We start from the raw sequence: 26,588 nt of genomic DNA, 5'->3' as shown, positions 1-26,588 counted from the left end.
CGGCGCGGGCCCCGGCGGAGGACCGTACTCCGCCGGGGCCCGCGCCGGGTCCGTCAGGCGAACCGCGCGATCGGGTTCACCAGGTCGCCGACCAGCTGGAGGGCCGCCGACGGGTCCGACAGGTCGACCATCTGCCGGTTGTCGCGGAGCTGGAGGCGGTTGAGGGCCGACAGCGCGAAGGTCTCCGCGAACATGTCGTACCGCGCGAACCGGTCCGCCAGCTCCGGCTTCGACTCCTCGTAGCCGCGCACGCACTCCGCGACCGTCCGCCAGAACGCGTCCTCGTCGAGGACGCCCTCCGCCGCGAGGGTCGCCGCCAGGAAGCGGAAGAAGCAGTCGAAGACGTCCGTGAACACGGACAGCAGCTTCATGTCCTCCGGGACGTCCGCCCGGACCCGCTCCACCGCGGGCGGCAGGACCGCCGCCGGGTCCATGACGACGATCTCCTCGGCGATGTCCTTGAACACCGCCCGTACGACCGCGCCCCGCTCGTCGAGGACCAGGATCACGTTCTCGCCGTGCGGCATGAACGCCAGGTCGTACGCGTAGAAGCTGTGCAGCACCGGCAGCAGATAGGCGTCCAGGTAGCGGCGCAGCCACACCGTCGGCGCGAGGCCCGACTCCGCGATCAGCGCGCCGGTGAAGGACGCGCCCGTGTGGTCGACGTGCAGCAGCGAGGCCATCGTGGCCAGCCGCTCGCCCTCGGCGATGCCCGGCACCGGCGACTCGCGCCAGAGCGCGGCCAGCATCTTCCGGTAGGGCGAGTAGCGGTCGGTGGCGGCCTCGTACTCCAGGTGCCGGTAGCCGATCGCGGCCCGCTCGCGGATGATCGAGAAGCGCGCCGCCGCGAAGACGGAGTCCGACTCGATCAGCTGGTGCAGCCAGTCGTTGATGGCCGGGGTGGCCTCCATGTACGCGGCCGAGAGGCCCCGCATGAAGCCCATGTTGAGGACGGACATGGCCGTCTTCACATAGTGCTTCGACGGGTCCGAGGTGTTGAAGAAGGTCCGGATGGACTGCTGCGCCAGATAGGCGTCGTCGCCCTCGCCCAGGTACACCAGGCGCTGCCGGGCGATCTCGGCGGCGAAGGTGACGGACAGCTTGTTCCACCACTGCCAGGGGTGGGCGGGCAGCAGCAGGTAGTCGGCCGGGTCGAGGCCCTTCGCGGTGAGGACCGCCGCGAAGCCGTCCACGGCGGTGTCGCCCAGCTCGGCGCGGACGAAGGCCTCGTACTCGATGTCCGCGCCGGCCGTGAAGGTGGCGCGGTCGCGGCGGGCGGCCAGCCAGACCAGGTGGATCTCGCCGGCGGCCTCGGGGGCGTAGGCGCGGAACTCGTCGACGCCGAAGCCGAGGCGCCCGTTGTTGGCGACGAAGCAGGGGTGGCCCTCGGTCATCCCGGTCTCGATCGCCTGGAAGCCCGCGCGGGCCAGCTCGGCGGAGGTGACGGGCGGCTTGGTCGACTTGAAGGCCGTACCGGCGAGGGTGGAGGAGATCTCCTCCAGGTAGACCGGGAGGACCTCGTCGCTCAGGCCGAGGGAGCCGCGCAGCTCGGTGATGAACTGGAGCGCGTCCAGCGGCAGCCGCTCCTCGCCCCGGTGGCGGCTGATCGACTCGGGGTAGACCTGCCAGTGGTCGAGGGCGAAGCGGTCGGCGGTGAAGCGGTAGCCGGTGGTGCCGTCGTCGCTGAGGACCTCGTAGCGGCTCTCGCCCAGTTCCCTGGGGTGCAGCAGCCGCTCGTGGGCGAACTCGGCGAGGCCCTTGCGGATCAGGGCGCGGTCGGCGTCGGCCCAGCGCTCGGGGGTGAGGTGGGCGACGGCCTCGGCGCCGTGCGCGGTGCTCATGCGGCCACCGCCACGGCGGCCTCGAAGTCCGCACGGGTGCAGAAGCTGAGCAGGGCCTTCTTCTCGGGCTTCTGGATCTCGCGCTCGGCCACGAAGCCGACGGCCTCGTTGAGCGCGTGGACGGCCTTGTTGGCCACGTCGGGCTCGACGACCACCCGGGCGGTCGCCGGGTCGGCGAACAGCTCCGCCATGACGGCGGTGATCACGGTCCGGGTGAAGCCGTGCACGGGGGTGTCGGTGGGCGCGACGAGGAAGTGCATACCGACGTCACCGGGGAGCGGGTCGTACAGTCCGACCAGTTCCAGCTCGGTCGGGTCGTAGCGCTCCATCAGGAAGGAGGGCACGCCGTCGACCAGGCCGATGAAGGCCTCGTGGTGCGGGTGGGCGGTGATCGCGGTGTACTCGCGCTCGACGTCCCGGAGGCTCGCGCCCTGCATCATCCAGTAGGCCGCTTTGGGGTGGGTGACCCACGGGTGGATCAGCTCGGAGTCCTTCGACGGGTCGAAGGGACGTATGGATACGGTCATACCGCGAACTCCTGGAAGGCGATGGTCTTCTCGACGGGGTAGTACTCGCGTCCCAGCATCGCCCCGATGATGTAGGCGTTGCGGTACGGGCCCATGCCGAGGTCCGGCGAGGTGATCGAGTGCGTGTGCACCCCGGCGTTCTGCAGGAACACACCGTGTCCCGTGGTGTCGACGGCGTAGTTGCGGGCCACGTCGAAGCGGCCCCGGGAGTCCCACCTGAGGCGGTCGCGGACCGGCTCCAGGAAGGCGGGGACCTCGTACTTGTAGCCGGTGGCCAGGATCAGGCCGTCGGTGTCCAGGGTGAAGTCCTTGCCCTGCTCCTCCTGGCGGAAGTCCAGGCTGTACGTGCCCGAGGCCTCGTGGTACTCCGCGCCGCGCAGGGCGGAGTTGGTGAGGAGGCGGGTGGGGGCGGGGCCGCCGAGGTTCTTCTGGTAGAGCAGGTCGAAGATGGCGTCGATCAGTTCGCCGTCGATGCCCTTGAAGAGGCCCTTCTGGCCGGTCTCCAGGCGGTAGCGGGTGTCCTCGGGGAGCGCGTGGAAGTAGTCCACGTACTCCGGGGAGGTCATCTCCAGGGTGAGCTTGGTGTACTCCAGCGGGAAGAAGCGCGGGGAGCGGGTGACCCAGTTCAGCCGGTAGCCGTGGACGTCGATCTCGGAGAGCAGGTCGTAGTAGATCTCGGCGGCGCTCTGGCCGCTGCCGATCAGCGTGATCGACCTCTTCTTCTGGAGCGCCGCCTTGTTCTGCAGGTAGCGCGAGTTGTGGATGAGGTCGCCGCCGAGCTCGCGGCAGCTCTCGGGGACGTACGCGGGGGTGCCGGTGCCCAGCACCAGACGGGCGGAGCGGAACGTCTCCCCGGCCTCGGTGGTCACCTCGTACAGCTCGGTCGTCTCGTCGAAGGTCACCGAGGCGACGGTGGTCGAGAAGCGGATCGAGGAGACCCGGGCGGCGGCCCAGCGGCAGTAGTCGTTGTACTCGGTCCGCAGCGGGTAGAAGTTCTCGCGGATGTAGAAGGAGTACAGCCGCCCCTTGTCCTTCAGGTAGTTCAGGAAGGAGTAGGGAGAGGTCGGGTCGGCCATCGTGACCAGGTCCGACATGAACGGGGTCTGGAGGTGGGCGCCTTCGAGGAACATCCCCGAGTGCCACTCGAAGTCGGGCTTCGACTCCAGGAAGACGCCGTTCAGCTCGTCGATCGGCTCGGTCAGGCAGGCGAGCCCGAGGTTGAACGGACCGAGCCCGATGCCGATGAAGTCATGGGTCTGAGCCGTCTCAGGCGTGGACAAGGTTCTCTCCCAGGTACTGCTCGGCGTGGCCGGCGATCAGATCGAGGACGGCCGCGATGTCGGCCGTGGTGGTCTCGGGGTTGAGCAGGGTGAACTTGAGGTACTGGCGGCCGTCTACCTTGGTCCCGGCGACGACGGCCTCGCCCGAGGCGAACAGGGCCTTGCGGGCGTGCAGGTTGGCCCGGTCGACGTCCTCGGGGGAGGCGTCGCCCTCCGGGACGTACCGGTAGACGAGGGTGGAGAGCTGCGGGGCGACCACGACGTCGTAGCGCGGGTCGGCGGCGAGCATCGCGTGGCCCTCGGCGGCCAGGTCGCAGACCTCGTCGAAGAGCCCGCCGACACCGTCGGCGCCCATCACGCGCAGGGTCATCCAGAGCTTGAGCGCGTCGAAGCGGCGGGTCGTCTGGAGGGACTTGTCGACCTGGTTGGGTATCCGCTCGGCGACCGTGCGGGCCGGGTTGAGGTAGTCCGCGTGGTAGGTCGCGTGCCGCAGGGTGGCCCCGTCGCGGACCAGCAGGGCGGAGGAACTCACCGGCTGGAAGAAGGACTTGTGGAAGTCGACCGTGACCGAGTCGGCCCGCTCGATGCCGTCCAGGAGGTGGCGGCGGGTCGGGGAGGCGAGCAGTCCGCAGCCGTAGGCGGCGTCCACGTGCATCCAGGCGCCGTACTCGTCGGCGAGGGCCGCGACCTCGGTCAGCGGGTCGATGGAGCCGAAGTCGGTGGTGCCCGCGGTGGCGACGATCGCCATCGGCACCAGGCCCTCGGCGCGGCAGGCGGCCAGCTCGGCGGCGAGCACGACGGACTGCATCCGCTTGTTCCCGTCGACCGGGATCGAGATGACGGCGTCCGCGCCCAGGCCGAGCAGGGTCGCCGACTTCTGGACGCTGAAGTGGCTGCACTCCGAGGAGAAGATCCGCAGTTTCGCCGGGTCGGAGGTCTTGGCCTCCTCGCGGGCCAGCAGCAGGGCCTGGAGGTTGGACTGGGTGCCGCCGCTGGTGAACACGCCGTCGGCGGCCGGGCCGAGGCCGATGCGGCCGGTGGTCCAGTCGACGAGCTTGCGCTCGATGAGGGTGCCGCCCGCGCTCTGGTCCCAGGTGTCCAGGGAGGAGTTGACCGCCGAGAGGACGGCCTCGCCGAGGACGGCGGGGATCACGACCGGGCAGTTGAGGTGGCCCAGGTAGCGCGGGTGGTGGAAGTAGACGGCGTCGCGGAGGTAGACGCTCTCCAGCTCGTCGAGGGCGGCGGTGGTGTCGCCGAGCGGCCGGTCGAGGTCGACGGCGTCGATGACGGGCGCCAGCTCGGCGGGGGTCACGCCGGTGAACGGACCGCGCGTCGTGGCGATTTTGTCCGCCACCCGCTCGACCCCTTCGGTGACGGAGCGTCGGTAGCTCTCCGCCGTGGCGTCGTTGAGCAGGTGAGAGCGCATGTGGGGGCCTCCCGGTACGGGGCTCGGTCGCGCCCTCCGGACAGGAAAGGGGGGCGAGGGGCGACACGGTGAAAACAAGGTTAGCCTAACCTAACTTTTGGCCGCATCTGTTCCTCGCGCCCCATGAGGCACCCCACTTGACGTGCAAGGTGTCCGAAATGCACCTGAAGGTGCCCCCGTCCCGCCCGAGGGGTTACGCGCCTTCCCCCGCCTCGTCCGGGACCTCGCGCAGGGCGTCCTCCTGGGTCTCGTCCGGGACCTCGCGCAGCGCGTCCTCGGACAGCCCCTTGCGCCAGTAGCCCACGAACGTCACCCGGCGCCGGTCGAGGCCCCGGTCCCGTACGAAGTGGCGGCGCAGCGCCTTCACCGAGCCCGACTCGCCCGCGAGCCAGACGTACGGCGCCGCCCCGGGCAGTTCCGCCCCGGGCACCGCCTCCACTCCGGACGGCGCGCCCTCCTCCCGGACCAGCCAGGTGACGGTGGCGTCCGCCCGGGTCGCCAGGTCCGTGCGGTCGCCCGAGTGGGGCACCTCCAGGAACACCTGGGCGCGGGTGTCGGCGGGCAGCCACTCCAGGATCGCCGAGGCGGCGGGCAGGGCCGTCTCGTCCGCCCAGATCAGTACGGAGTCGGCGCCCTCCGGCAGCCGGAAGCGGACGGCGGTGTTGTCGGCCACGGCGGGCCCGAGCACCACCACCCGGTCGCCGGGCGCCGCCCGTCCGGCCCAGCGGCAGGCGGGACCGCCGTCCTCGTGGAGCGCGAAGTCGATGTCCACCTCGCTGGTGCCGTCCGGCGCCACGCGCTGCTCGCGGACGGTGTACGAGCGCATCACGGCCCGCTCGTCGGCGGGCATCGCGCGCCAGGCGCCGAGCACCGCGTACATGTCCGGGTCGTCCAGCGGGGGCATGACGGGGGCGTCCTGGCCGGGGTGCGGCAGGAAGAGCGAGAGCGACTGGTCGCGGCCACCGGCGGCGAAGCCCTTCAGCTCCTCCCCGGTGAAGGTGACCCGGACCAGTGAAGGGCCGAGCCGCCGGGTCCGGTCCACCTGGAGGCGGAAGAACTGGAAGGGCGCGGTCGCGGCGTGCGTCATGGGGCGGGACACCTTTGCGGTACGGGCGGGGGCCCTCCGAAGGGAGGTGAAGATAGGTTAGCCTAACCTCATGACTGACCGTGAGGACGGGATGGAGGAGCGGGGCCGACCCGGGGCCGGGGTGCCGGGGGAGCGCTGACCCCTCGGAGGACCCCGGGACTTGCCGCTCCGAGGGACGGTGGCCCCGATGCCCGGAAGCCACCTGTCCGGCACCTGTCCGGCACCGGAGCGGGCCGGACCGCGAAGGGCCCGCACCGGCGGATGCCGGGTCCCGGACCGGGGGCGTCCGACCCGGCGCCCCCGAAGGCGACGGGACCCGCAGGGGGGAGCGCCTGAGCGGTGAGACTCGTACAGGGGCACACCGGGGCGGCTCCCGGGAGCGGAGGAACCCGCCGCCTCCCAGGGCGACGGGCCCCGCGCCGGAATGCGCCGCACCCGGCACCCCGGAAGGCGACCGCACCCGGCACCTCGGTAGGCGCCGCACCCGGCACCCCGGAAGGCGACCGGACCGCACCCCCGAAACGACCGGACCCGCCGCCCCCGAGGGGTGGCGGGTCCGACGCGTCCGGGGGGTCAGGCCTGGAGCCCCAACTCCCGTGCGATCAGCATCCGCTGGACCTCGCTGGTGCCCTCGCCGATCTCCAGGATCTTCGAGTCGCGCCACATCCGGGCCACCGGGTACTCGTTCATGAAGCCGTAGCCGCCGTGGATCTGCGTCGCCTCCCGCGCGTTGTCCACCGCCACCGTCGAGGAGTACAGCTTCGCGATGGCTGCCTCCTTCTTGAACGGCTCGCCGAGCACCAGCCGGGAGGCCGCGTCCCGCCAGCCGATCCGGGCCATGTGCGCCCGGGTCTCCATGTCCGCGATCTTGAACTGGATGGCCTGGTTGTCGCCGATCGGACGGCCGAAGGCGTGACGTTCCTTCGCGTACTTCACCGACTCGTCCACACAGCCCTGCGCCAGCCCCGTCGCGAGCGCCGCGATGGCCACCCGGCCCTCGTCCAGGATCCGCAGGAACTGCGCGTACCCCCGGCCCTCCTCGCCCAGCAGGTTCGCGGCGGGCACCCGGACGTCGGAGAAGGACAGCTCCCGGGTGTCCGAGGCGTTCCAGCCGACCTTGGAGTACGGCGCCGCCACGGTGAAGCCCGGCGTGCCCGAGGGGACGATGATCGAGGAGATCAGCGGCCGTCCGTCCGGCTTGCGGCCGGTGACCGCCGTGACCGTCACCAGGCCCGTGATGTCCGTACCGGAGTTGGTGATGAAGCACTTCGAGCCGCTGATCACCCACTCGTCGCCGTCCCGGACGGCGGTGGTGCGGGTGCCGCCCGCGTCGCTGCCCGCACCGGGCTCGGTCAGGCCGAAGGCGCCGAGCAGCTCGCCCGAGCAGAGCCTCGGCAGCCACTCCCGCTTCTGCTCCTCCGTGCCGAACAGGTGCAGAGGCATCGCGCCGAGCGAGACGCCCGCCTCCAGGGTGATCGCCACGGACGAGTCCACCCGGGCCAGCTCCTCCAGGGCGATGCCCAGGGCCAGGTAGTCGCCGCCCATGCCGCCGTACTCCTCGGGGAACGGCAGCCCGAACAGGCCCATGCGGCCCATCTCGCGGACGATCTCGTACGGGAACTCGTGCCGCTCGTAGTAGTCGCCGATCTTCGGCGCCACCACGTCGTGCGCGAACGCCTCCACGGTGCGGCGGAGTTCCTGGTGCTCGGCGGAGAGCCGGTGGTCGAGGGACATGGCTGAGGTCACTCCTGGTGGGAGAGGGCGCGGACGGTACGGGAAGGGCTGGGTCGGCCCAGGTGTCCGGCCATCCACCCGCTCGTGACGGTGAGGGCGGCCAGATCGACCCCGGTCTCGATGCCGAGGCCGTCGAGCATCCACACGAGATCCTCGGTGGCGAGATTGCCGGTCGCGCTCTTCGCGTACGGGCAGCCGCCGAGGCCGCCCGCACTGGCGTCGACCGTGGTCACCCCGTGACGCAGGGCGGCCAGGGTGTTGGACAGTGCCTGCCCGTAGGTGTCGTGGAAGTGCACGGCGAGCCGCGCGGTGGGCACCCCGGCCTCGTTCAACGCCGTGAGCAGGGCCGTGACATGGCCCGGGGTGCCGACCCCGATGGTGTCCCCGAGGCTCAGCTCGTCGCAGCCCATCTCCGCCAGGGCGCGGGCCACCCGGACGACCCGCCCGATCGGCACGGCGCCCTCCCAGGGGTCGCCGAAGCACATCGACAGATAGCCCCTGACCCGCAGCCCCGCCTCTACGGCCCGGGTGACCGTCGGCGCGAAGAGCGCGAGCGACTCGTCGACGGTCCGGTTCAGATTGGCCTTCGCGAAGGACTCCGTGGCGGAGGCGAAGACGGCGACCTCCCGGGCGCCGAGGGCCAGCGCCCGGTCCAGCCCCCGCTCGTTCGGCACGAGCACCGGGAGCCGTACGGGCAGATCGCGGACGAGCGGGAACAGCTCCTCCGCGTCGGCCAGTTGGGGCACCCACTTCGGGTGCACGAAACTGGTCGCCTCGACGGTGTCCAGACCGGCGGCGGCGAGCCGCCGCACGAACTCCGCCTTCACCTCCGTCGGGACGGCCGTCTTCTCGTTCTGCAGCCCGTCCCGGGCGCCGACCTCGTGGATGCGGACCCGCGCCGGAAGCCCCGGGTCCCGCACGGTCATGGGCAGTCCGGCGCTCACGCTTCCTCCTCCTCGCGGGGCGCCACCACGGCCAGGACCTGGTCCATGGCGACGGTCGTGCCCGGGGTGACGTCCAGCTCGGTGACCGTTCCGGCGTGCGGGGCGGAGATGACGTGCTCCATCTTCATCGCCTCCACCACCAGCAGGCTCTGCCCGGCCTCCACCTCGTCGCCGACCGACACCTTCACCACGGTCACCGTGCCGGGCATCGGCGCGGCCAGCGTGTCCGCGCCGCCCTGCCGGGCGCCCGACAGGGCCGCCGCCACCGGATCGTGGTCCAGGACGTGCCAGGAGTCACCGTCCCGGCCCAGCCAGTTCCCCGCCCGGTGGAAGCGGTGCGCCACCCCGTCCACGGTCACCGTCACGGACGCGTCCGTCACCCGGCCGTCCGGCGGTGCCACCACCGTCACCGGCTCCCGGCCCGCGACCCGTACCGGGAAGGACAGCGGCGCCGGGGTCCCGCCGAGCCGCCAGCCCGACGGCACGCCGAACGGGTCCGTCCAGCCGTCCCGCGCCACCGGGGCCAGCCCCGCCAGCCGGACGGCCGCCGCCGCCGCGTACACCTCCGCCGGAACGGACTCCGGCACCAGCTCCGCCGCGTCCCGCTCCACCAGACCCGTGTCCAGCGCGCCCGCCACCACGTCCTCGTGGGCCAGCAGCCTGCGCAGGAAGCCCGCGTTCGTCGGGACGCCCAGCGTCACCGTGTCCGCCAGGGCCGCCCGCAGCCGCCGCAGCGCCGTCGGACGGTCCGGGGCGTGCACGATCACCTTCGACAGCATCGGGTCGTACAGCGACGACACCTCCGTGCCCGCCGACAGGCCCGAGTCCGTCCGCACCCCGTCGCCCTCCGGCTCCCGCAGCGCCAGGACCGTGCCGCCCGAGGGGAGGAAACCGCGCGCCGGGTCCTCCGCGCAGATCCGGGCCTCGATCGCCCAGCCGTCGAGCCGGACCTCGTCCTGCGTCAGCGGCAACGGCTCGCCCGCCGCCACCCGCAGCTGCCACTCCACCAGGTCCAGGCCGGTGACCAGCTCCGTCACCGGATGCTCGACCTGGAGCCGGGTGTTCATCTCCATGAAGCAGTACGCGGACGGGTCACCGCCCGGCACGATGAACTCGACCGTGCCCGCGCCCACATAGCCGCAGGACCGCGCCGCCTCGACCGCCGCCGCGCCCATCGCCGCCCGCAGCTCCGGGGTGAGCAGGACGCTCGGCGCCTCCTCGATCACCTTCTGGTGGCGCCGCTGGAGCGAGCACTCGCGCTCCCCGAGGTGCAGCACGTTCCCGTGGGTGTCCGCGAGGACCTGGATCTCGATGTGCCGGGGCCGGTCGATCCACCGCTCCACGAGCAGCGTGTCGTCGCCGAAGGAGGCACGGGCCTCCCGGCGCGCCGCCGCGATCTCCTCCTCCAGGACCGACAGGTCACGGACCAGCCGCATTCCCTTGCCGCCGCCGCCCGCGCTCGGCTTCAGCAGCACCGGCGCGCCCAGCGCGCGGGCCGCCTCGGCCAGTTCGGGATCGGCGGCGCCGGGCACGACGGGCACGCCCGCCGCCTTCACGGTCTCCTTCGCCCGGATCTTGTCGCCCATCAGGGCGATGGCCTCGGCGGGCGGGCCGATGAAGACCAGGCCCGCGTCCGCGCAGGCCCGCGCGAAGCCCGCGTTCTCGGCGAGGAAGCCGTAGCCGGGGTGGACGGCCCGCGCCCCGGTGCGGGCGGCGGCGTCGAGCAGCGCGGGCACGGACAGATAGGACTCGGCCGCGGGCGGCGGGCCGATCCGTACCGCCGTGTCCGCCTCCCGTACGTGCCGGGCGTCGGCGTCGGCGTCGCTGAAGACGGCCACCGAACGCACGCCCAGGGCCCGCAGGGTGCGGATGACCCGGACGGCGATCTCGCCCCGGTTGGCCACGAGGACGGTGTCGAACATGCTGTTCATCTCCTGGGGCCCCTCACATCCGGAAGACGCCGAACTGGGGGTCTCCCAGGGGCGCGTTGGCGCAGGCGGTCAGGGCGAGCCCGAGGACCTGCCGGGTCTCCGCCGGGTCGATGACCCCGTCGTCCCAGAGCCGGGCGGTCGCGTAGTAGGCGCTGCCCTGGGTCTCGTACTGCTCGCGGATCGGGGCCTTGAAGGCCGCTTCCTCCTCGGCGCTCCACGCGTCGCCGAGCTGGTCGCGCTTGACGGTGGCGAGCACGGACGCGGCCTGCTCGCCGCCCATCACCGAGATCTTGGCGTTGGGCCACATCCACAGGAAGCGGGGGGAGTACGCCCGGCCGCACATCGAGTAGTTGCCCGCGCCGTACGAACCGCCGACGACGACCGTCAGCTTCGGCACCCGGGTGGTGGCCACGGCCGTCACCATCTTGGCGCCGTGCTTGGCGATGCCGCCGTGCTCGTACGCCTTGCCGACCATGAAGCCGGTGATGTTCTGCAGGAAGACCAGCGGGATGCCCCGCTGGTCGCACAGCTCGATGAAGTGGGCGCCCTTCTGGGCGGACTCGGCGAACAGGATGCCGTTGTTGGCGACGATCCCGACCGGGTGCCCGTGGATCCGGGCGAAGCCGGTCACCAGCGTCTGCCCGTACTCGGCCTTGAACTCCTGGAAGCGGGAGGCGTCCACCACCCGGGCGATCACCTCGCGCACGTCGTACGGGGTGCGGGAGTCCACCGGCACCGCCCCGTACAGCCCCGCCGGGTCCACCTTCGGCTCCTCGGCGGGCTCCACCGACCAGGGCAGCGGGCCGCGCGCGGGGAGGGTGGCGACGATGTTCCGGACGATCCGCAGGGCGTGCGCGTCGTCCTCGGCGAGGTGGTCGGTGACGCCGGAGATCCGCGAGTGGACCTCGCCGCCGCCCAGCTCCTCCGCCGTGACGACCTCCCCGGTCGCCGCCTTCACCAGCGGCGGACCGCCGAGGAAGATCGTGCCCTGGTTCCGCACGATCACCGCCTCGTCGCTCATCGCGGGGACGTAGGCGCCACCCGCGGTGCAGGAGCCGAGGACCGCCGCGATCTGCGGGATGCCCGCGGCGGACATCCGGGCCTGGTTGTAGAAGATCCGGCCGAAGTGCTCCCGGTCCGGGAACACCTCGTCCTGCATCGGCAGGAACGCGCCGCCCGAGTCGACCAGGTAGAGACAGGGGAGACGGTTCTCCAGCGCCACCTCCTGGGCCCTCAGGTGCTTCTTCACCGTCATCGGGTAGTACGTGCCGCCCTTGACGGTCGCGTCGTTGGCGACGATCACGCACTCGCGGCCGGAGACCCGGCCGATGCCCGCGATGACCCCGGCGGCCGGTGCCTGGTCGCCGTACATCCCGTTCGCCGCGAGCGGGGCCAGCTCCAGGAACGGCGAGCCCGGGTCGAGGAGGGTGTCCACCCGGTCGCGCGGCAGCAGCTTCCCGCGCGCGGTGTGCCGGGCCCGCGACTTCTCGCCGCCGCCCAGCGCGGCGGCGGCGAGCTTGGCGCGCAGCGTCGCGGCCAGCTCGTGGTGCGCCGCCTCGTTCGCCCGCCAGGCCGGCGAGGCGGGGTCCGCCGCACTCGACAGCACAGGTGCCTGCTGCATCCCACGAGCTCCCTTGCTCGGTTAATGAGCGTTAACGTATGAAGCTCAGGTTAACGACCGCTAACGGAGATGTCTACAATCGAAAGCATGACCACTGGCACCACCCGCGTCGACGCGCCCACCCGCCGCGAACAGATCCTCAAGGAGGCCGCCCGGCTCTTCGCCGAGCGCGGCTTCCACGGGGTGGGCGTCGACGAGATCGGCGCGGCGGTCGGCATCAGCGGCCCCGGGCTCTACCGCCACTTCGCGGGCAAGGACGCGATGCTGGCCGAGCTGCTGGTGGGCATCAGTGACCGCCTCCTGTCGGGGGGCCGCCTGCGCGCGGCGGAACACCCGGGCGACCCCCGGGCGCTCCTGGGCTCCCTCATCGACGGCCACATCGACTTCGCCCTCGACGACCGCCCGCTGATCACCCTCCACGACCGCGAACTGGACCGCCTCAAGGACGAGGACCGCAAGCGGGTCCGGCAGCTCCAGCGCCAGTACGTGGAGGTCTGGGTGACGGCGGTCCGCGAGCTGTACCCGACGGCCCCGGAGAGCGAGGCCCGCACGGCGGTCCACGCCGTCTTCGGCCTGCTGAACTCGACCCCCCACCTGGCCACGGTCGCCCGCCCGTCCCTGGAAGGCCTGCTGCGGAGGCTGGCGGACGGGGCGTTCGGGGCGCTGGGGTAGGGGGGCGTACCCGCCGATGTGTCCTTCAGGACTTCCGGTGCGGCTCCAGCCGGTCGGACTCGTCGTCGACGTCCCAGCGGACGTCAGAGCCCTCCCCGCCCTTCCGGTCCGGAGACCCGCAGCGTCCCGATCATCGAGTGCGACGGTTCGTCGAAGTCCAGATCGATTCCCTGGTCGCGCCCTCGGTCATCGCTGAAGTTCCACCGGCCGCAGGTGTCGACCCGTTGCTCGGGGGACCTTTCGACCGGAAACCCGTCGGCGCAGAAGGCCCCGTCCTCACGGAACTCCAGCGATTCCCCGTGCGCCCCCGCCCACGCCCCGGCGAGCTCGCCCGCGGTGACGGTGCCGGGCGCGAACGGGCCCCGGCCCAGGGCGAGCGCCATGGCGCGTCTGGCGGCGAGCACGCCGCCGGTGGCGATCGAGATCTTCTTCATGCTGACCGGTCGTCGTCGGAACCACCGTGCCGAAGGGCCCGGTCCACGCGTCCGGGGACCGGGGCGCGGCGAGCCGCAGGATGAGCCCCCGGGCTGTTCGGACACCTGGGCGGCCCACTCCGGAGGCCCGGCGAGGTCCTCGGCCCGGCCGGTCCGTGGTGGAACCCGGAAGGCCCGGTGCCCGGCCCCCCGGTCGTCGGGGCGGCCGTGGCCGACCGCACTCCGAACACCCGCGACGTCCCGCCGGTCCTTCGCGCAGAATGAGGGTCATGCCGATACTCAGCCGTGACGCCCTCGTCGAGCACCTCGTCCGTACCCGGATCGCGGGAGACGTCGCCACTCCGCGCGACAACAACCTCTCCCACTACCGCAAGCTCGCCAACGGCGACCGGCACTACTGGCTCGGTCTTGAGCTGGGTGACCGGTGGACCGACGAGCAGGACGTGCTCGCCGTCATGGCCGAGCGGTGCGGGGTCGTCGACGATCCGGCCCACCGCACCGGCCAGGACACCATCGACCCGCAGCTGACCGTCGACGGCCTCGACCGCATGGCCGCCCGGCTCCACAAGGCCGCCGCCGGACGGGAACGCGTCCTCTTCGCGACCGGTCACCCCGGCGCCCTCATCGACGTGCACAGCCGGGTCGCCGCCGCCCTGCGCGCCCGGGGCTGCGACATCGTCCGCATCCCCGGCGGGCTCGTCGCCGACGAGGGGTACGTCGTGCAGTTCGCGGACGTCGCCGTGTTCGAGCGCGGCGCCACCCTCTGGCACACCCACTCCCCGGAGCCGATGAACGCGGTCCTCGACGCGCTCGGCGACGAGGGGCGCCCCGATCTGGTGGTCGCCGACCACGGCTGGGCCGGGCGCGCGGGCCAGCGCGGCATCGACTCCGTCGGCTACGCGGACTGCAACGACCCCGCCCTCTTCCTCGGCGAGGCCGAGGGCACCATGCAGGTCACGATCCCGCTCGACGACCACGTCCTCGACCCGCGCTTCTACGAGCCGATGACCGCGTACACGCTGGACGCGGCCGGTCTCCTCTGACGGGCCCCTCCCCTCGGACCGGTCCGGCCGTCATGCCGGACCGGCGGTGTCCCTCCGCTGCCCCAGTCCCGGCGTCGGGTCCAGATACACCCGGCGGATCTCCGGGAAGCGTTCCCTGAGCTGCTGTTCCGCGTCCTCGCAGGCCCATTCGACCTGGGCCGCCGAGGAGACGTCCCGGAAGTCGACCTTCGCCGCGACCAGGGCCTCCCCGGGTCCCTGGACCAGGGTGGTCAGTTCGAGCACGTCCACCACGTGCGGGACGGAGAGCAGTTCCTCGCGGATCTGTCTCCGCACCGCGCGCGGCAGCGGGCGGCCGATGAGCAGTTCGGCGTTGGACCGGCCCAGCACCCAGGCCACGTACACCAGCAGCAGGCCGATCAGGACCGAGGCGACGCCGTCCCAGACGCCGGAGCCGGTGAGCTGTCCGCCGAGCAGGCCGCCCGCCGCCAGCAGCAGTCCGGCGAGGGCTGCGGAGTCCTCCATCACCACCGCCTTGACGGTGGTGTCGGGCATGAACCGCAGATAGCGGGCGAAGGGAGTGCGGGACCGGGCCGCCTCCGCCCTCACCTGGCGGACGCCGGTCCGCAGGGAGAAGCCCTCCAGGAGGAAGGCGAAGCCGAGGACCACGTACGAGACGAGCGGGTCGCCCGGCTCCTCGCCGTGGGTGAGGGTGTGGATCCCGTCGTAGACGGAGAAGACCGCGCCGCCGACGAAGGTGGCGACGGCCGCGAGCATCGCCCACACGTACCGCTCGCCCGCGTACCCGAGCGGGTGGTCCTCGTCGGCGGGCTTCTCGCTCCGCTTCAGCGCGGTGAGCAGCATGACCTCGGTGACGGTGTCGGCGACCGAGTGCGCGGCCTCCGACAGCATCGCGCTCGATCCGCTGATCACACCCGCGAAGGCCTTGGCGACGGCGATGCCGAGGTTGGCCGCCGCCGCCACGACCACGGTGAAGGTGCTCTCGCCGTTGTCCGCCATGGACCGGACGTTATGTCCGGTCAGTCGCGCGGCACGCGAACGACACCCTCCTGGACGACCGAGATCGCCAGCCTCCCGTCCCGGGTCCAGATCCTGGCCTGGCCGAGGCCCCGCCCGCCCGACGCGGACGGCGACTCCTGGTCGTAGAGGAGCCATTCGTCGGCCCGGAACGGCCGGTGGAACCACATCGCGTGGTCGAGGGAGGCGCCGACCACGTCCCCGACGGCCCAGCCGCCGCGCCCGTGGGCGAGCAGGACGGAGTCGAGGAGCGTCATGTCGGAGACGTACGTCGCCAGACAGACGTGCAGCAGCGGGTCGTCGGCCAGTTTGCCGCCGGCGCGGAACCACACCTGGGAGCGCGGCTCGCGCGGCTCGCCGACCGAGCCCCACGGCGGGGTGTCGGCATACCGCAGGTCGACCGCGGCGCGGGCCTCCACGAGCCGGTCCGCGATCTCGGCCGGCAGGTGCCGGGGGAGCGTCTCGGCGGCCGTCGGCAGCGATTCCGGGTCCGGCGCGGCGGGCATGTCCGCCTGGTGTTCGAGCCCTTCCTCGTAGGTCTGGAAGGAGGCCGACAGGTGGAAGACCGGCTGCCCGTGCTGGACGGCGACGACCCGGCGGGTGGTGAAGGAGCGGCCGTCGCGGATGCGGTCGACGGTGTAGACGATCGGCGCGCCGGGGTCGCCGGGGCGCAGGAAGTACGCGTGCAGCGAGTGGGCGTGCCGGTCCTCGGGCACGGTCCGGCCCGCCGCCACCAGCGCCTGGGCGGCCACCTGGCCGCCGAAGACGCGGGGGACGAGCGCGGACCGGGACTCCCCGCGGAAGATGTCCCGCTCGATCCGCTCCAGGTCGAGCAGATCGAGCAGGGCGTCCAGCGGACCGCGCTCGTCGGGCACCTACAGGCCCATCGACTTCGCGATGATCGACTTCATGATCTCGCTGGTGCCGCCGTAGATGCGGTTGACGCGGTTGTCGGCGTACAGGCGGGCGATCGGGTACTCGTTCATGTAGCCGTAGCCGCCGTGCAGCTGGAGGCAGCGGTCGATGACGCGGTGGGCGACCTCGGTGCAGAAGAGCTTGGCGCTGGCGGCCTCGGCCGGGGTCAGCTCGCCCGCGTCCAGGGCCTCCAGGGCGCGGTCGGCGACGGCCTCGGCGGCGTCGGTCTCGGCCTGGCAGGCGGCCAGCTCGAACTTGGTGTTCTGGAAGGAGGCGACGGTCTTGCCGAAGACGGTGCGCTCCTGCACGTAACCCTGCGCGAAGCGGATGGCGGCCTTGGCCTGGGCGTAGGCGCCGAAGGCGATGCCCCAGCGCTCGGAGGCCAGGTTGTGGCCGAGGTAGGAGAAGCCCTTGCCCTCCTCGCCGAGGAGGTCCTCGACGGGCACCTTCACGTCGACGAAGGCCAGCTCGGCCGTGTCGGAGGTGCGCAGGCCCAGCTTGTCGAGCTTGCGGCCGATCGAGTAGCCCTCGGACGTGGTGTCCACGGCGAAGAGGGAGATGCCGAAGCGGCGGTCCTCGGCGCTGGGGGCGGAGGTGCGGGCGCAGACGATGACGCGGTCGGCGTGGACGCCGCCGGTGATGAAGGTCTTGGAGCCGTTGAGGACGTAGTGGGTGCCGTCCTCGGAGAGCTTGGCGGTGGTCTTCATGCCCGCGACGTCGGAGCCGGTGCCCGGCTCGGTCATGGCGAGGGCCCACATCTCCTCGCCGGAGACGAACTTCGGCAGGTAGCGCTTCTTCTGGTCGCCGGTGGCGAGCATCTTGATGTAGGGCAGGGCGAGCAGGACGTGGACGCCGGAGCCGCCGAACTGGACGCCCGCGCGGGAGGTCTCCTCGTACAGGACGGCCTCGAACTTGTGGGTGTCGAGGCCCGCGCCGCCGAACTCCTCGGGCACGTTGATGCCGAAGATGCCCAGCTCGCCGAGCTTGTAGTAGAAGTCGCGCGGGGCCTGGCCCGCGGCGAACCACTCGTCGTAGACGGGGACGACCTCGGCCTCGATGAAGGCCCGGATGGTCTCCCGGAACGCCTCGTGGTCCTCGTTGAATACGGTACGGCGCACGAGCCGTCCTCCTTCGTCTCCGGTCCTGTCCGGCCCCAGCACTTGTCTAAGCGCTTGCTCAGCCTGTCGTCTCCGAAGTTACCCAGCGGTCACCCGCTCTGTCCAGACTCCCCGTCTGTGATCCAGCGCCCTCCGGGGGAGTCGTACCCGAACACCGGCCGTCCCACCGTTCCGCTGGTGCGGAACGGGAGTCCGTCCTCGTCCGTGATCCTCAGGGTGCCCGTGCGCCCGCCGGAGCTCCACTCCAGGAGGAGGTACCAGCGGCAGTCGCAGCCCTTCGTACGGGCGGAGACGAGGAGTTCCTCCGGCTCGGCGGCGGTCACGGTGTAGGGGAAGGCGATGGCGGGGATGTCCCGTCCCTCGCCCGTGCCGTCGTATCCCGCGACCGGCTTCGCGAGCGGGCGCGGCCGGTCGAGGTCCACGGCGAAGGAGCGGGGGGTGAGGGCGCCCCCGCAGCCGTTGTCCATCCGGTACGCCGTCCAGGGGAGGGGCGCGGCCCGGCCGGTGACCCGCACGTGCAGCGCCTGGACGACGACGGCGGCCGAGGACCGCCCCTGGAGCGAGATCCGGACCAGGGTCTCGCCGCCGTGCACGGCCCGGTGCGCCCCCGCCCAGGCGCGCGCCCGGTCCGGCGGCGGCGGGGCGGCGACGGCGGAGGGGGCGCGGTCGACGAGGTAGGTGTGCCCGCAGCCGTTCTGCCAGACGTGCGAGGCGACGGCCCGGGTGAACGGCAAGGGGGCCTCGGCGGGGCGCCCGGCGGGCCCTTCGCCGGAAGCGGGCCCTTCGCCGGAAGTGGGGGCGGTGGCGGTGGCGGAAGCAGTGACGGGGGCGGTGACGGGGGCCGCGATGGCGGCGCCCGTGCCACCCCGGCCGCCGGGCCCGGCGTTCCCCAGCAGGAGTACGGCTCCGAGGGTGGCCGTCACGGCCCCGAGGGCGGCTCCGAGGACCAGGCCCGCACGGGCCCGCGTGCCCCGGGCCCCGCCACGGACGCGTCCGCCGGGACCGGGCCCGGTCCCGCCGTCGCGGGGGGCCGCCGGGACCGGTCCGGCGGTGGGCCGGTCTTCCGGACCGGGAGTCGGGCGGAGTGGGCGCGCGGGGGCCGACCGCGCGGGGCGGCCCGGCGGGGGAACGTCTCCGGTGGCCGCCGGGGGCCGGGTCCCGTTCGTGGCCGGGGAGGCGGGCAGAGGGACGGGCGGGGAGATGGACGGGGAGGACGGGGAGATGGGCGGTGGGGCGGCCGGGATGGCGGTCGTGCGGTCGGGCCGGGCGGGAGCCGCCGGTACGGGGGAGAGCGGTGCGGAGGAGGCCGGTGCGGAGGAGGCCGCAGTCGGACGGTTCGGACCGGCCGGTGCCGGAACAGCCGTCGTCGACGCCGGGGCGGGCGGGACCGGGAGGGCCGGAGCCGCCGGGGCGGGCGGGGCTGTGGGGGCCGGAGCCGCCGGGAGGGCCGGAGCGGTCGCCGCCGGAGCGGGGGCGGCCGGGGGCCGGGTGTCCGTCGTCGCGATCCGGGAGGGGCGGGCGGTCCGGGCGGGCCCGCGCGGACCCGTCGTCCGGTGGCGGCGGGACGCGTCCGCCCGGCGCCAGGACTCCTCCAGGGCGCCGAGCTCCTCCTCGTCGGCCCCGCACAGCCGGGCCAGCCGGTCGACGACCGCGAAGTCCTCCGGCACGGTCGTACCGGTGCAGTACCGGTGCAGGGTGGACGCGGCGACGTTCAGACGCCGTCCCAGCGCCTCGTAACTGCGCCCGCCGCGCTCCTTCACCGCCCGCACCCGCGCCGCGAACTCATCGGCCGCCGTGTCCCCCGCCTCCGCCATGAGCGAGCTCCCCTCCCCGTTCCCCGTGACGTCCCGTCCCACCCACGTCCTCCCACGTCAACGGGGGTGGAATGGTTCCGGGACGGGAAGGGCGCCGGGGGCCGTTGTCCCGGCCCCGGGGCGGCCCGGAGGCTGAGGGAGTCCGAACGAAGACACGACCGACGAACTTCTGGGGGATAGCCAGCCATGGCTCCGTTCCGCACCACCACACAGCCCCGCACCACCGCCCGGCTCCGGGCCGCGCTCGCCGTCACCACCGCGGCCCTCGGCCTCACGGCCCTGGGCGCCGTCCCGTCCACCGCCGCCCCGGCGGCGCCCGCCCGTACCGCCGTGGCCGCGCAGCCCGCCTTCCTGTCGGCCGCCCAGATGCCGCCCTCGCTCACGCCCTGGACGGCGGGTCCGGTCGTCCAGGGGCTGCCGGAGTACGGCGTCCTCTGCGCGCCCGGCGTCCTCCCGGCGGCGGGCACCCGCCACCGGGAGTTCCGTACGGAACTCGACACCGGCGGCCGCCAGGTCACCACGGTCGCCCCGACCGAGGCGGAGGCCGTCCGGCTCGTCGGCGCCGTGCGCACCGCGCTCGCGGGCTGCGGGAAGCGCGTCGAACAGCAGGAGCCGGACGTGGAGGCGGTCAGCCGCGCCCACGGCACGGTCGCGGTCGAGGAGGGCGCGTACGTCTACAGCCTGGACACCGTCGACCGGCAGGTCGGCAGCACCGACATCCACCTCTTCTCGGTGGGCCGCGACGGCCGGACCGTCACCTACGTCCAGTGGGGCCAGCTCGGCGACCTGCCGGACGCCCCGCTGACCGCCTTCCGCGACACCACCCGCACGGCCGTGGCCAAGCTCTGGTGACGGGCCCGGCGGGGGTCACCGGACGCCGAGCGCGAACCACAGCTCCATCCGGACGTCCGGGTCGTCCGGGTCCAGGCCGAGGAGCGCCGAGCAGCGGGTGATCCGCTGCCGGACGGTGTTGCGGTGGACGCCGAGGGCCACCGCCGTCCGGTCCCAGCTGCCGTGCAGCGAGAGCCAGACGCGCAGGGTCTCCCGGAGCGGTTCGCCCAGCGGGGCGAGGAGGGCGCGGGCGTGGACGGCGGCTTCGCCGGGGTCCACGAGCGCGGCCAGGCCGCCCGGACGGTGCCGGACGAGCGCCGCCCGGGTCGCCTTCGCCCGGCGGAGCGCCCGGGACGCCTGCGCGTCGGCGGCGGCCAGCTCCCCCGCCCCGGCCGGGGCGGACACCCCGAGGGTCCAGCCCGGCTGGGCCGTCGCGGGGGAGGAGGCGGGCAGGAGGAGGCGCACGGGGGCGGGATCGGGCGCGGGGTCGGGCGCCGGTCGGGGGGCCGGACCAGATGCGGGACCGGATGGCGGACCGGCGACGGGGGCCGGTCCGCCATCCGGTCCCGGTCCTGCTTCAGGTTCCGGTCCCGCTTCCGCTTCCGCTTCCGCTTCCGGTCCCGGTCCCGGTCCCGGTCCCGTGCGCGGGTCGGCTCCCGTGGCCGACTCCGTACGAGGACCCGGCCCCGCGTCCGTACGCGGGTCCGCCTTTCGGGTCCCGCCCGCCCCCGCGGGGGTTCCCGCGTCGACCAGGGGGGTTCCCAGGGCCGCCGCCAGGCTCGCCGTAGCGAAGGGGGTGCCGTCGCCGCCCGAGGCGTGGACCACCGTCCACGGGCCGGGGCCCAGCGCGTCGGCCACCTCCGCCGGGGCCGCGCCGAGGAGCAGCCGGACCAGGGCCCCGTCCCGTACCGTCACGTCCGCGCCCCGGTGCGGGGCCGTCAGCAGGGACAGCAGGACGACCGCCACGCCCGCCACCGTGCGGTCCCCGGGGACGCGCCGCTCGGTCGCCACCCCGAGGGTCAGCCCGTCGCCGCCGCCCAGCGCGTACGCGGCGAGCCGCAGTCCGCCGCCCTCGCCGCTCGCCGAGGCGGGGCCGCCGGGCCTGGGGCCCAGTACCCCGGCCAGTTCGCGCAGCGCCCGCGCCGCCGCCTCCGGAACGTCCCGGCCCGCCGCCGCCGACTCGGTGCCGTCCGCCGCGAAGAGCACCGCCCGCCCGGCGAGGCGCGAGGCCAGCGCGAAGAGCACGGCGGGCACCGGCGCCGGGCGGGCGGCGGCCGCCGCCAGGGACTGCTGGGCCTCCGTGACCCGGCGCAGTTCGTGCAGCCGGGCCTCGGCCATCAGCCGCCACACCGCCCGCGCCACCGCCGTGAACGGGGTCCTCGGCGGCACCTCGACCAGCGGCAGCCCGTGCCGCTCGCAGGCCTCGGCCAGCCCGTCCGGGACGGTGTCGTACACGGGGGTGACGCCGAAGGCGAGCGCCGCCGCCCCGGCCGCCGCCACCCGCTCCACGTACCGGGCCGGATCGGTGAGCTGCACGCCCGCCGTCATCAGCAGCTCACCGCCGAGGAGGTACGGGTACGGGTCGGCCATCTCCGAGGTGTGCACCCAGTGCAGGGGGACGTCCCCGGGCCCCGCGAGCAGCCGCAGTCCCAGGTCCCGGCGGGCGAGCAGCGCGGCGAGCGAGACGGGCGGGGCGGGCGGCACGGGGCCGGGCGGCGCGGAAGGCGCGGGGCCGGGCGGCGCGGGGGGCTCCGGAGAGGTCATCGGCATGGACCCTTCGTACATCACCCGCGCGGACAGTGGAGGAAACGTACACTTCTGCGTCGCTTTCCGGCCACCTACTGTCATGGCATCCAGAGGCCGCGGGTACGGGCGGATGTCCCCGCGATCCGTCTCTGGGTCCTTCCCGCCGGGCCCGGCCCTTCGGGAGCTTCCCCCGCACGACACGCCACCGAGGTGCGCGAAGGAGGGCCCCATGGCCGTCGACTACACAGTGATCGTCCTGTATTTGGCCGGTATGCTCGCGATGGGCTGGTGGGGTATGCGCCGCGCCAGGTCCAAGAGCGAGTTCCTGGTCGCCGGGCGCCGCCTCGGGCCCTGGATGTACTCCGGGACGATGGCCGCCATCGTCCTCGGCGGCGCGTCCACCATCGGTGGCGTGGGCCTCGGCTACAAGTACGGCCTCTCCGGCGCCTGGATGGTCTTCGCCATCGGCCTCGGTCTGCTCGCCCTCAGCGTCTTCTTCTCCGCCCGCATCGCCCGGCTGAAGGTCTACACCGTCTCCGAGATGCTGGACCTGCGCTACGGCGGCCGGGCGGGCATGATCTCCGGCATCGTCATGTGGGCCTACACCCTGATGCTCGCGGTCACCTCGACCATCGCGTACGCCACGATCTTCGACGTCCTCTTCGACCTGCCCCGGACGGTCGCGATCGTCCTCGGCGGCGCCATCGTCGTCGCCTACTCGACCCTCGGCGGCATGTGGTCGATCACCATCACCGACATGGTGCAGTTCGTGGTGAAGACCATCGGCGTGCTGCTCCTGCTGCTGCCGATCGCCGTGGTCAAGGCCGGCGGCTTCGCCGAGATGAAGGCGGCGCTGCCCACCGCGTACTTCGAGCCCTTCGGCATCGGCGGCGAGACGATCTTCACCTATGTGCTGATCTACACCTTCGGAATGCTCATCGGCCAGGACATCTGGCAGCGGGTCTTCACCGCCCGCACCGACAAGGTCGCCCGGTGGGGCGGCACCGTCGCGGGCACCTACTGCCTGGCCTACGCCCTCGCCGGAGCCGTCATCGGCACCGCCGCCAAGGTGATGTACCCGAACCTGCCCAGTGCCGACGACGCCTTCGCCACCATCGTCAAGGACGAACTGCCGATGGGCGTCCGGGGTCTGGTCCTGGCTGCCGCCCTCGCCGCCGTCATGTCCACCTCCTCGGGCGCGCTGATCGCCTGCGCCACCGTCGCCAACAACGACATCTGGTCGCGGCTGCGGGGCGCCACCGGCACGGGCGGCGGTGACGACCACGACGAGGTCAGGGGCAACCGCCTCTTCATCCTGATCATGGGCGTCGCCGTGATCGGCATCGCCATCGCGCTCAACGACGTCGTCCAGGCCCTCACCGTCGCCTACAACCTGCTGGTCGGCGGGCTGCTCGTGCCCATCCTCGGCGGGCTGCTCTGGCGCCGCGGCACCGTGCAGGGCGCGCTCGCCGCCGTCACCGTCGGCGGCCTGTCCGTCATCGGCCTGATGTGGACTTTCGGAATCCTGGCAAATGAGCCTGTTTACTGTGGTTTGTTGGCATCGCTCATCGCATATGTGATCGTTTCCTTGGCCACCCCTCGGACGGACGCCGCCGTGCTCGCCCACTGGCGCGCCCGCCTCGCGGGACGGGAGACGCCCGACGACTCCCCGGCCGAGACCCCGGTCACCCCGACCACCCCGGTGACCACCGGCTGAACCACCCGAAGCACCGGACGGGACCCGTCCGGACACCCCTCACCCACCCCACCCAGGAGGACCCCGGCCATGAGCGACCAGAACACCCCGCGCGGCCCGATCGACTCGTCCCGCGTCCCGCGGTACGCCGGTCCCGCGACGTTCGCCCGGCTGCCGCGGCTCGACGAGGTCGGCACCACCGACATCGCCGTGGTCGGCGTCCCCTTCGACAGCGGCGTCTCCTACCGCCCCGGCGCCCGCTTCGGCGGCAACGCCATCCGCGAGGCCTCCCGTCTGCTCCGCCCGTACAACCCCGCGCAGGACGCCTCCCCGTTCGCCCTCGCCCAGGTCGCGGACGCCGGAGACATCGCCGCCAACCCGTTCAACATCAACGAGGCCGTCGAGACCGTCGAGGCCGCCGCCGACGACCTGCTCGCCACCGGCGCCCGCCTGATGACCCTCGGCGGCGACCACACCATCGCCCTGCCGCTGCTCCGCTCCGTCGCCAAGAAGCACGGCCCCGTCGCCCTGCTCCACTTCGACGCCCACCTCGACACCTGGGACACCTACTTCGGCGCCGAGTACACCCACGGCACCCCGTTCCGCCGGGCCGTCGAGGAAGGCATCCTCGACACCGAGGCCCTCTCCCACGTCGGCACCCGCGGCCCCCTCTACGGCAAGCGGGACCTCACCGACGACGAGAAGATGGGCTTCGGCATCGTCACCTCCGCCGACATCTACCGCCGGGGCGCCGACGAGGTCGCCGACCAGCTCCGCCAGCGCATCGGCGACCGCCCGCTGTACATCTCCATCGACATCGACTGCCTCGACCCGGCCCACGCGCCCGGCACCGGCACCCCCGAGGCGGGCGGCATGACCTCCCGCGAACTCCTGGAGATCCTCCGCGGCCTCTCCTCCTGCAACCTGGTCTCCGCCGACGTCGTCGAGGTCGCCCCCGCCTACGACCACGCCGAGATCACCGCCGTCGCCGCCTCGCACACCGCGTACGAGCTGACGACGATCATGTCCCGGCAGATCGCCGCGGCGCGCGACGCCCAGTAGGCGGCGGCGGGGCCGGGCCCACCGCGCCCGGCCCCGCGCCGCCCCCGGGCCGCGCCCACCCGTCCCCCGGGCGGGACAGTGGAGGGCGCGACCCGGCCGCCGGGCCGCAACCGACAGACCCACCCACGCCCCGAGGGACCCATGACCCACGATCACGACCTCGTCCTGCGCCCCACCGCCGCGCAGACCGCCGCGGCCCTGAACCCGCCCGCCGGGCGCACCGGCGGCGACCTCGTCGTCGAGACCCTCACCGGCCTCGGCGCCACCACCGTCTTCGGCCTCCCCGGCCAGCACGCGCTCGGCATGTTCGACGCGCTCCGCCGCTCCGCCCTCCGGTACGTCGGCCTCCGCGTCGAGAACAACGCGGGCTTCGCCGCCGACGCCTACGGCCGGATCACCGGCGAGGCCGCCCCGCTGCTGCTCTCCACCGGCCCCGGCGCCCTGATGTCGCTCGCCGCGCTCCAGGAGGCCGCCGCCGCCTCCGCGCCCGTCCTCGCCATCGGCAGCCAGATCCCCGCCGCCGGGCTCGGCGGCGGACGCCACGGCTATCTGCACGAACTGCGCGACCAGCGGGCCTCCTTCCGGGACGTCGTCAAGTCCGTCCACACCGTCCGTACGCAGTCCCAGATCCCCTCCGCCCTCGCGGCGGCCTGGGAATCGGCGCTCACCGCCCCGCACGGGCCGGTCTGGGTCGAGATCCCGCAGGACGTGCTCCTCGCGGAGACCGCCCTGCCGGTCGTCACGGCCATGGACGCCACCCCCGAGGACGTCGTCCCGCGCCCCGAGCTGACGGCGCTCGCCGCGCACCTCCTCGCGGGCGCCGAGCGACCCGCGATCATCGCGGGCGGCGGTGTGGTCCGCTCGGACGCCTCCGGCAAGCTCCTCGCGCTCGCGGAGCGCCTGGACATCCCCGTCGTCACCACCTTCGGCGGCAAGGGCGCCTTCCCCTGGGAGCACCCCCTCTCGCTCCGGTCCTGGCTGGAGGACCGGCACACCACCGACTTCCTGGAGGACGCCGACGTCCTCCTCGTCATCGGCTCCGGTCTCGGCGAACTGTCCTCGAACTACCACACCTTCGCCCCGCGCGGCCGGGTGATCCAGATCGAGGCCGACGCCGGGAAGCTGGAGTCCAACCACCCGGCGCTCGGCATCCACGCCGACGCCCGCCTCGCCCTCCAGGCCCTCCTGGAGACCGTCCCCGAGCGACGGGACCCCACCGCCCCCGAGCGGGTCGCGGCCGTCCTCACCAAGGTCCGGGAGCGGATCGAGGCCCAGGACCTCGGCCTGGAGCAGCGGCTCGTCGCGGCCGTCCGTGAGGCGCTCCCGGACCGCTCCCCGAGCTTCTGGGACATGACGATCCTGGCCTACTGGGCCTGGTCGGCCTTCGACGCCCGGCACCCGAACACGATGCACTCCGCCCAGGGCGCGGGCGGCCTCGGCTACGGCTTCCCCGCAGCCCTCGGCGCCGCCGCGGCGGACCCGAGCCGCCCGGTCCTCGCGGTCTCCGGCGACGGCGGCGCGATGTACTCGATCGCGGAGCTGGCGACGGCACGGCAGTACGGCCTGGACGTGACCTGGCTGATCGTCGACGACGGCGGCTACGGCATCCTGCGCGAGTACATGACCGACGCGTTCGGCGAGGCCACCGGCACCGAGCTGGCCCGCCCTGACTTCGTCGCCCTGGCGGAGTCCTTCGGGGTCCCCGCCGCCCTGACGAGCCCGGAGACCCTGACGGAGGACCTCACCAAGTCCCTCGCCACCCCGGGCCCCTCGGTCGTCGTCCTCCCGGCCCTCCTCAGGATGTTCGCCCCGACCCACCTCTGACCGGGGGTCCGCCCGCCGGAGGGACGGGAGGAGCCGGGGCCGGAAC

General features: G+C 73.4%; 21 protein-coding genes. 6 read left to right on the top strand and 15 right to left on the bottom strand.

Features of this window, described 5'->3' with window-relative positions; translation table 11 throughout:
• Positions 1–53: 53 nt before the first annotated feature.
• From ACIO92_RS21340 to ACIO92_RS21300, 9 genes are all read right to left on the bottom strand, one after another.
• Positions 54–1,841, bottom strand: coding sequence for an IucA/IucC family protein (locus ACIO92_RS21340; RefSeq protein WP_401237315.1), 1,788 nt, complete (start codon positions 1,839–1,841; stop codon positions 54–56).
• Positions 1,838–2,368 (bottom strand): GNAT family N-acetyltransferase, encoded by a 531-nt coding sequence (locus ACIO92_RS21335; RefSeq protein ID WP_366441125.1) that lies wholly within the window; start codon positions 2,366–2,368, stop codon positions 1,838–1,840. The genes ACIO92_RS21340 and ACIO92_RS21335 overlap by 4 nt, the downstream gene beginning before the upstream one ends.
• Positions 2,365–3,648, bottom strand: coding sequence for a lysine N(6)-hydroxylase/L-ornithine N(5)-oxygenase family protein (locus ACIO92_RS21330; RefSeq protein WP_366441126.1), 1,284 nt, complete (start codon positions 3,646–3,648; stop codon positions 2,365–2,367). The genes ACIO92_RS21335 and ACIO92_RS21330 overlap by 4 nt, the downstream gene beginning before the upstream one ends.
• Positions 3,635–5,074, bottom strand: a complete 1,440-nt coding sequence (locus ACIO92_RS21325) for an aspartate aminotransferase family protein (RefSeq protein WP_366441127.1) — start codon at positions 5,072–5,074, stop codon at positions 3,635–3,637. The genes ACIO92_RS21330 and ACIO92_RS21325 overlap by 14 nt, the downstream gene beginning before the upstream one ends.
• 193 nt (positions 5,075–5,267) lie before the next feature.
• Positions 5,268–6,161 carry a siderophore-interacting protein gene (locus tag ACIO92_RS21320; protein WP_401237316.1) on the bottom strand — a complete coding sequence of 298 codons (894 nt, stop codon included), beginning with the start codon at positions 6,159–6,161 and terminating at the stop codon, positions 5,268–5,270.
• Positions 6,162–6,734: 573 nt separating this feature from the next.
• Positions 6,735–7,895, bottom strand: a complete 1,161-nt coding sequence (locus ACIO92_RS21315) for an acyl-CoA dehydrogenase family protein (RefSeq protein ID WP_402282829.1) — start codon at positions 7,893–7,895, stop codon at positions 6,735–6,737.
• 8 nt (positions 7,896–7,903) lie between these two features.
• Positions 7,904–8,821, bottom strand: a complete 918-nt coding sequence (locus ACIO92_RS21310; RefSeq protein WP_402282882.1) for a hydroxymethylglutaryl-CoA lyase — start codon at positions 8,819–8,821, stop codon at positions 7,904–7,906.
• Positions 8,822–8,835: 14 nt separating this feature from the next.
• Entirely contained in the window at positions 8,836–10,770 is a 1,935-nt protein-coding gene (locus tag ACIO92_RS21305) for a biotin carboxylase N-terminal domain-containing protein (RefSeq protein WP_402058708.1), read from the bottom strand.
• A 13-nt stretch (positions 10,771–10,783) separates the two neighbouring features.
• On the bottom strand, positions 10,784–12,391 hold the full coding sequence (locus ACIO92_RS21300) for a carboxyl transferase domain-containing protein (RefSeq protein WP_402282831.1): 1,608 nt from the start codon (positions 12,389–12,391) through the stop codon (positions 10,784–10,786).
• An 87-nt stretch (positions 12,392–12,478) separates the two neighbouring features.
• On the opposite strand from ACIO92_RS21300, the gene ACIO92_RS21295 reads away from it, so the two are divergent.
• Positions 12,479–13,063, top strand: coding sequence for a TetR/AcrR family transcriptional regulator (locus ACIO92_RS21295; protein WP_401237319.1), 585 nt, complete (start codon positions 12,479–12,481; stop codon positions 13,061–13,063).
• Between the two features lie 83 nt (positions 13,064–13,146).
• Here the strand turns inward: ACIO92_RS21295 and ACIO92_RS21290 are convergent, their stop codons facing one another.
• Positions 13,147–13,497 carry a hypothetical protein gene (locus ACIO92_RS21290; protein ID WP_402282833.1) on the bottom strand — a complete coding sequence of 117 codons (351 nt, stop codon included), beginning with the start codon at positions 13,495–13,497 and terminating at the stop codon, positions 13,147–13,149.
• 269 nt (positions 13,498–13,766) lie between these two features.
• On the opposite strand from ACIO92_RS21290, the gene ACIO92_RS21285 reads away from it, so the two are divergent.
• On the top strand, positions 13,767–14,540 hold the full coding sequence (locus ACIO92_RS21285; RefSeq protein ID WP_366441134.1) for a phosphatase: 774 nt from the start codon (positions 13,767–13,769) through the stop codon (positions 14,538–14,540).
• A gap of 30 nt (positions 14,541–14,570) precedes the next feature.
• Here ACIO92_RS21285 and ACIO92_RS21280 read toward each other — a convergent pair whose 3' ends face one another.
• From ACIO92_RS21280 to ACIO92_RS21265, 4 genes are all read right to left on the bottom strand, one after another.
• A complete protein-coding gene (locus tag ACIO92_RS21280) occupies positions 14,571–15,518 on the bottom strand; it encodes a cation diffusion facilitator family transporter (RefSeq protein ID WP_366441135.1) in 948 nt (315 codons plus the stop codon).
• A gap of 20 nt (positions 15,519–15,538) precedes the next feature.
• Complete coding sequence (gene tesB / locus ACIO92_RS21275) at positions 15,539–16,411, bottom strand: acyl-CoA thioesterase II (protein ID WP_366441136.1); 873 nt, start codon at positions 16,409–16,411, stop codon at positions 15,539–15,541.
• Positions 16,412–17,569, bottom strand: a complete 1,158-nt coding sequence (locus tag ACIO92_RS21270; RefSeq protein ID WP_366441137.1) for an acyl-CoA dehydrogenase family protein — start codon at positions 17,567–17,569, stop codon at positions 16,412–16,414.
• 89 nt (positions 17,570–17,658) lie between these two features.
• Positions 17,659–19,383, bottom strand: a complete 1,725-nt coding sequence (locus ACIO92_RS21265) for a helix-turn-helix domain-containing protein (RefSeq protein ID WP_402282836.1) — start codon at positions 19,381–19,383, stop codon at positions 17,659–17,661.
• A 186-nt stretch (positions 19,384–19,569) separates the two neighbouring features.
• Between ACIO92_RS21265 and ACIO92_RS21260 the strand changes: the two genes are divergently transcribed.
• Complete coding sequence (locus ACIO92_RS21260; protein WP_366441139.1) at positions 19,570–20,235, top strand: hypothetical protein; 666 nt, start codon at positions 19,570–19,572, stop codon at positions 20,233–20,235.
• Between the two features lie 15 nt (positions 20,236–20,250).
• Here the strand turns inward: ACIO92_RS21260 and ACIO92_RS21255 are convergent, their stop codons facing one another.
• The gene (locus ACIO92_RS21255) at positions 20,251–21,984 is read right to left on the bottom strand and encodes a PucR family transcriptional regulator (RefSeq protein ID WP_402282838.1); all 1,734 of its coding nucleotides are present in this window, start codon (positions 21,982–21,984) and stop codon (positions 20,251–20,253) included.
• 205 nt (positions 21,985–22,189) lie between these two features.
• Here ACIO92_RS21255 and ACIO92_RS21250 point away from each other — a divergent pair, with 205 nt between their 5' ends.
• From ACIO92_RS21250 to ACIO92_RS21240, 3 genes are all read left to right on the top strand, one after another.
• Complete coding sequence (locus ACIO92_RS21250) at positions 22,190–23,677, top strand: sodium:solute symporter (protein WP_402282839.1); 1,488 nt, start codon at positions 22,190–22,192, stop codon at positions 23,675–23,677.
• A 69-nt stretch (positions 23,678–23,746) separates the two neighbouring features.
• Entirely contained in the window at positions 23,747–24,718 is a 972-nt protein-coding gene (gene speB / locus ACIO92_RS21245) for an agmatinase (RefSeq protein WP_366441142.1), read from the top strand.
• A gap of 141 nt (positions 24,719–24,859) precedes the next feature.
• On the top strand, positions 24,860–26,542 hold the full coding sequence (locus tag ACIO92_RS21240) for a thiamine pyrophosphate-binding protein (protein WP_366441143.1): 1,683 nt from the start codon (positions 24,860–24,862) through the stop codon (positions 26,540–26,542).
• Positions 26,543–26,588: the final 46 nt, after the last annotated feature.

It is taken from the genome of Streptomyces sp. NPDC087215, from assembly GCF_044744885.1.
In the GTDB taxonomy this organism is placed as follows: Bacteria; Actinomycetota; Actinomycetes; order Streptomycetales; family Streptomycetaceae; genus Streptomyces.
Note: the sequence above shows the minus strand (reverse complement) of the source record. Positions and strands in the feature narration are given on the sequence as shown.

Bases quoted from the DNA above. Each gene is read 5' to 3' on its own strand.
- ACIO92_RS21340 (WP_401237315.1), bottom strand. From the start codon at position 1,841: ATGAGCACCGCGCACGGCGCCGAGGCCGTCGCCCACCTCACCCCCGAG.
- ACIO92_RS21335 (WP_366441125.1), bottom strand. From the start codon at position 2,368: ATGACCGTATCCATACGTCCCTTCGACCCGTCGAAGGACTCCGAGCTG.
- ACIO92_RS21325 (WP_366441127.1), bottom strand. From the start codon at position 5,074: ATGCGCTCTCACCTGCTCAACGACGCCACGGCGGAGAGCTACCGACGC.
- ACIO92_RS21320 (WP_401237316.1), bottom strand. From the start codon at position 6,161: ATGACGCACGCCGCGACCGCGCCCTTCCAGTTCTTCCGCCTCCAGGTG.
- ACIO92_RS21315 (WP_402282829.1), bottom strand. From the start codon at position 7,895: ATGTCCCTCGACCACCGGCTCTCCGCCGAGCACCAGGAACTCCGCCGC.
- ACIO92_RS21310 (WP_402282882.1), bottom strand. From the start codon at position 8,821: ATGACCGTGCGGGACCCGGGGCTTCCGGCGCGGGTCCGCATCCACGAG.
- ACIO92_RS21305 (WP_402058708.1), bottom strand. From the start codon at position 10,770: ATGAACAGCATGTTCGACACCGTCCTCGTGGCCAACCGGGGCGAGATC.
- ACIO92_RS21300 (WP_402282831.1), bottom strand. From the start codon at position 12,391: ATGCAGCAGGCACCTGTGCTGTCGAGTGCGGCGGACCCCGCCTCGCCG.
- ACIO92_RS21295 (WP_401237319.1), top strand. From the start codon at position 12,479: ATGACCACTGGCACCACCCGCGTCGACGCGCCCACCCGCCGCGAACAG.
- ACIO92_RS21290 (WP_402282833.1), bottom strand. From the start codon at position 13,497: ATGAAGAAGATCTCGATCGCCACCGGCGGCGTGCTCGCCGCCAGACGC.
- ACIO92_RS21285 (WP_366441134.1), top strand. From the start codon at position 13,767: ATGCCGATACTCAGCCGTGACGCCCTCGTCGAGCACCTCGTCCGTACC.
- ACIO92_RS21280 (WP_366441135.1), bottom strand. From the start codon at position 15,518: ATGGCGGACAACGGCGAGAGCACCTTCACCGTGGTCGTGGCGGCGGCG.
- ACIO92_RS21265 (WP_402282836.1), bottom strand. From the start codon at position 19,383: ATGGCGGAGGCGGGGGACACGGCGGCCGATGAGTTCGCGGCGCGGGTG.
- ACIO92_RS21260 (WP_366441139.1), top strand. From the start codon at position 19,570: ATGGCTCCGTTCCGCACCACCACACAGCCCCGCACCACCGCCCGGCTC.
- ACIO92_RS21255 (WP_402282838.1), bottom strand. From the start codon at position 21,984: ATGCCGATGACCTCTCCGGAGCCCCCCGCGCCGCCCGGCCCCGCGCCT.
- ACIO92_RS21250 (WP_402282839.1), top strand. From the start codon at position 22,190: ATGGCCGTCGACTACACAGTGATCGTCCTGTATTTGGCCGGTATGCTC.
- speB (WP_366441142.1), top strand. From the start codon at position 23,747: ATGAGCGACCAGAACACCCCGCGCGGCCCGATCGACTCGTCCCGCGTC.
- ACIO92_RS21240 (WP_366441143.1), top strand. From the start codon at position 24,860: ATGACCCACGATCACGACCTCGTCCTGCGCCCCACCGCCGCGCAGACC.